We start from the raw sequence: 4,186 nt of genomic DNA, 5'->3' as shown, positions 1-4,186 counted from the left end.
CCTCTTCCTGGTTAGCCTCTCCCCATTCAGCGCCTCCCTGGCCGGCCGCCCCTCCCCGGCCCTCCCCGTTTACGGGGAGGGAGCGTCCCCCCGCGTGCGGGCCGCCTCCCCCATCCTCCACACACCACACCCGCGTCCCCTTCCGCACACACGTCGGGTCGAACACCAGGTCGCCCGGATCAGTGGTCATCAGGAGGCAGCGTTCGATGACTTTGGTGCGCGTCTCAACCACATACTTCTGATCTGGATTGAAGCCGGCAGTGTCGTCCCACACTTCAGACAGCACCTTGAGCGGATAGTCGTCGATGAAATATTTCCACCGAAGTTTGCTGCCATCCTTAGTTATGCGCCCCGTTTGTTTCAACGCCTCCATGCCATCGGGATAGGTCAGCTTCCAGTGGCTGTTCTTGCTGGGCCTGAAGGTTTCTCCTTCGAATTGGAGTGGCGTATCTTCACCCGGCGGCCCCGAGCTCTCTAGGCTTACAAGCTGGGAGACCCTTGCTCCTGCTGGCAACAGCGACGGATCGACCATCTCGGCCCGGGTAATCTTTCGCACGGTACCGTCGGGTAGCTCCACATTACTATAGAAGGCATCAGGCAGCTTTTCAGAATACAACTGGCGATATTTCAGATGTTCTTTATTCCTGGCATACCAGATCAGATAATCGCTCGTCCGGCCTAACTCGTTGGATACCATGCTGCCGGTTTTAGCGAACGTGATAAGTCGCACAAAATTCCCCGCTCCAAACACCTCATCCATCAACTCCCGCACGTGATGGACGTTCTCGTCGCTGATCTGCACAAAGATGCTGCCGCTCTCGGTGAGAAGTTCCCGCGCCAGCAGCAGCCGGTCGCGTAGGTAGGTGAGATATGAGTGAATGCCCAGCTCCCAGGTGTCGCGGAAGGCGCGGATCTGCTCCGGCTCTGAGGTCAAGTCCTCGTCCTTGCCGTCCTTGACGTCGCGCTTGTTGACGAAGGGCTGGAAGTTGGAGCCGTACTTGATGCCGTAGGGCGGGTCGATGTAGATCATCTGCACCTTGCCTGCCATCCCCTCCTTTTCCAGCAGTGAGTTCATCACGAGCAGGCTATCGCCAGCAATCAGCCGATTGGTCCATCCGTGCTTGTGCTGGTAGAACTCGATCGCCTGGCGCAACGGTTCCTTACGTTCTTCTTCGAATAGCCCCAGTTGCACGGGTTCGGCTTGGCCGTTCTTCTTCCGTACCGCTTCGATGATCGTGCGCGGATCGATGCGCTCGTGGACGTGCAGGGAGACAGTCGGCACCTCGAACGAGGTATGCTCGGCCTTGCCCGCCCAGACGAGTTGCGGGTCAAGGTGGGGGTCGTAGGCGTAGCGCTTTTTCTTTTGGCCTGCGTCGGGGTCGTTCTCGGGCGTTACCAGCCCCACGGGCGGGTTGTTGACGCGCTCTTTGTCGCGGTGCTCGTAGGATTCGATTGCGCGTTTGGTATCGGTTTTCTTTCCTGCCATCCAGTCCTGCCTATGGGTTTCGTCGTGGGCCTATTGGGAAGGCTAGCTTGAGACTAACTTTTGATCCAACACCGAGCTGTCGCGTCAGCTTTTCTCTCCCAAGCCACCTATCCGTCCAGTTGCGCCCTCAGGGTTTGCACGCCCCGGGGCGACCAGGTTATCGCTCCAACGCGCTCGGCAATGTAGAGGGGCCGCTGCTTTTGCCGAAACCAAGTAGCTACTGCCTCGCCAACAGGGCCGGAGCTGATGCCTGCCTGCACCTGAAAGCGCTCCAGCAAGTCCAAGATTACGGATCCCCCATCCCACCACAGCCAGTCGATCTGGGCCGGCAGCAGGGGGGATCCGGTTAGCTCAGCCTGGACGTTGGTGCCGGCGGATCCCAAGAGCAGCCAACGGGATCCCTCCGCCTCCAGGGTCAACACCAGAGGGTTGGTGTGGACAGCCTGCAGCTTCAGCCGCTCCGAAAAAGGGATCCAATCCGCAGGCCGCAAGACTTGATAGGGGATCCCGGCTGCTTGCACGGCGCTAAGAGAGCGCAGGTAGCTGTCCGAGGCGGCATTGACGCCGCCCCCATCCCAGAACTGCCCGATGGAGAAAGCCGAAAGCAGGATCTCCCAACCGCCATTGGCCGAGCCGGCAGAGGTCATGGCCACCGCCCCCTCCAGACGGCGCAGGCCCTGCTGCCGCAAAAAGGGCAGCACCGTGCGCTCGGCCAAGCGGGGATCGCCACTGTTCAGTAAGAGATGGCGTCCTTCGGCTTGGATGGCCAGGATGGGGATACGGCCACTGGCCAAAGCCGTGATCTGAACTGGCGGCCCCGGCCACAGCCTTGGCCCCAGCAGGATGGCAGCCATAACCAGAGCAGTACCCTGCCAGCGGAAAGCCCGCCGCCAGCGGGGCCAAAAGGTCAGGGCCACCAGCGCCCCGTAGAGGAGCAGGCACTGCAGCAACGAGACCCTGCCGGTGTAGTAGGAGCTTAGGGGCCAGCTGGCCATCCAGCTCACCCAGTTAATCAAAGGCGTGAGCAAAAACGTCAAGGGCCGGGCCAGCAGGGATCCCAGCCCCGGCCAGATCAAGGCCACCAGGGCCGCCCCAAACCCTGCCACCAGCAGCGGCACTACTAGAAGCAATAGCAGCGGGTTGGCCAGCAGCGAGTAGGTGGGGATGCGGCCAAAGATAACCAGCTGTAGCGGCAGGGTCCAGATCTGGGCGGCCAGCGGAACGGCCAGAGCGGTAGCCACCGCCGGCGGCAAAAAGTCCAGCCGGGACACGATCGGCGCCGTCCCCACCAGCAGCCCCAAGGTGGCAGCAAAGCTAAGCTGAAACCCCAAGTCCGTAATCCACAGGGGCTGGTAGATCAAGAGCAAAACTGCCGCCACCAGCAGCGTCCCCAGGGGGTCAAGCCTAACTTTTCCTTCCAGTCTGGGCTCCGTCAGTACCAGCATGGCCGCCACCCCCATCACCGCCGCCCGCAGCACCGAAGGCGTAAACCCCGTCAAGGTGAGGTAAATCCCCAAGACCGCCAGGAGGATCCCTTGCTGCAGGCGCACCGGCAGCCGCCGCGTTAGGACAAACACCACCCCCACCACCAGGGACACGTGAAACCCAGAGGCCGCCAGGACGTGGGCCAGACCGACTTCCCGAAAGGCATCCTGCAAATCAAAATCCAATTGCGCAGCGCGGGATCCCAGCACCAAGGAAGCCAAGAGGTTCCCCTGCCGCTCCCCCAGCCCAGCAATGAACGCCTCCCGTACCCGCCACCGCAACACCCAACCTCCCCAGCCCCTCCCGCCCGGTTGGGGAATCACCTCGCGAGCGCTGAACCCCGCAAAAGCTCCCTGGCGCTGCAGATAGACCTGAAAATCAAAGCTGCCTGGGTTCAGGGCTGGACTGGGGAGGTAGAGGGATCCCGTCAGGCGCACCCGCTGGTTGGGATGGAGATCCTGGCTTGGGAGAGCTTCAGGGCTGGCAGTGACGTAGAGCTTGCCGCTCACCTGGCGAGCGGTGGAGTTGGCCTCCAACACCTGCTCCGCCTCAAGCCAAAACTGCCGCCGCTCGCTGCGGGTGGGACGGGGCTCGGAAAGAACGGTGCCCACCAGGCTCATCTGCGGCTGTGGGGCCAGCAGGCTGATATCCGTCGGGCCGGGAACCGGCTGCCGCCAGCCCAGGTAGGCCCAGGCTAAACACCCCACCAGCCCCATCGCCAGCCAGGTGCGGGCCAAACGCAGTTGCCGCCGCCACACCAGGGATCCCGCCAATCCCAACGCCAGCGGGATCCCCCAGCCCCAGCCGCTCACCGCCGGCCAGGCCCGCAGCAACAGGCCCAGGATCCAGCCCAGCCCCAGCAGATAGGTTCTCTCCATCTCCTCGCAGCGCGTTTGCCCCCACTGTACTGTCGCCCTCAGGCAGGATCCATGGCCTTGTCTTAACCTTGACCGCTTGCCGACCCAGCAAGAGCCCGCAAACTCCCTCTTGCAAGGTTAAACTGAGACGTAATGACCCACTGGCTGTTGACGGCGATATTCTAGGGTTTAAGCTGCCAAGAGGTGAGGCGCATCAGCTCGCTACCAAGTACAGGAGCGGGCATCCTCCCTTTTCAATCCCAGAGAATCTTGGCAGGGTCGTTAGGGTGATAGTGGGCTTCGCAAGGTGGGGAAACCGCACATGGACAGCGCTTTGCTGCAAGCAGCTCGTCAGATC

2 protein-coding genes are annotated in these 4,186 nt (G+C 62.0%); both read right to left on the bottom strand.

Annotated elements, in window-relative coordinates:
* On the bottom strand, positions 1–1,486 hold a 1,486-nt coding region (locus tag NW835_RS02830; RefSeq protein WP_414414471.1), incomplete at its 3' end, for a site-specific DNA-methyltransferase.
* Positions 1,487–1,593: 107 nt separating this feature from the next.
* Positions 1,594–3,849 carry a ComEC/Rec2 family competence protein gene (locus NW835_RS02825; RefSeq protein WP_414414470.1) on the bottom strand — a complete coding sequence of 752 codons (2,256 nt, stop codon included), beginning with the start codon at positions 3,847–3,849 and terminating at the stop codon, positions 1,594–1,596.
* Between the last annotated feature and the right edge of the window lie 337 nt (positions 3,850–4,186).

The organism is Synechococcus sp. OH2 (assembly GCF_047462155.1).
GTDB lineage: Bacteria > Cyanobacteriota > Cyanobacteriia > Thermostichales > Thermostichaceae > Thermostichus.
This window is presented reverse-complemented; position numbering and strand designations above follow the sequence as displayed.

Coding starts and splice junctions, on each gene's coding strand:
- NW835_RS02825 (WP_414414470.1), bottom strand. CDS start 3,849: ATGGAGAGAACCTATCTGCTGGGGCTGGGCTGGATCCTGGGCCTGTTG.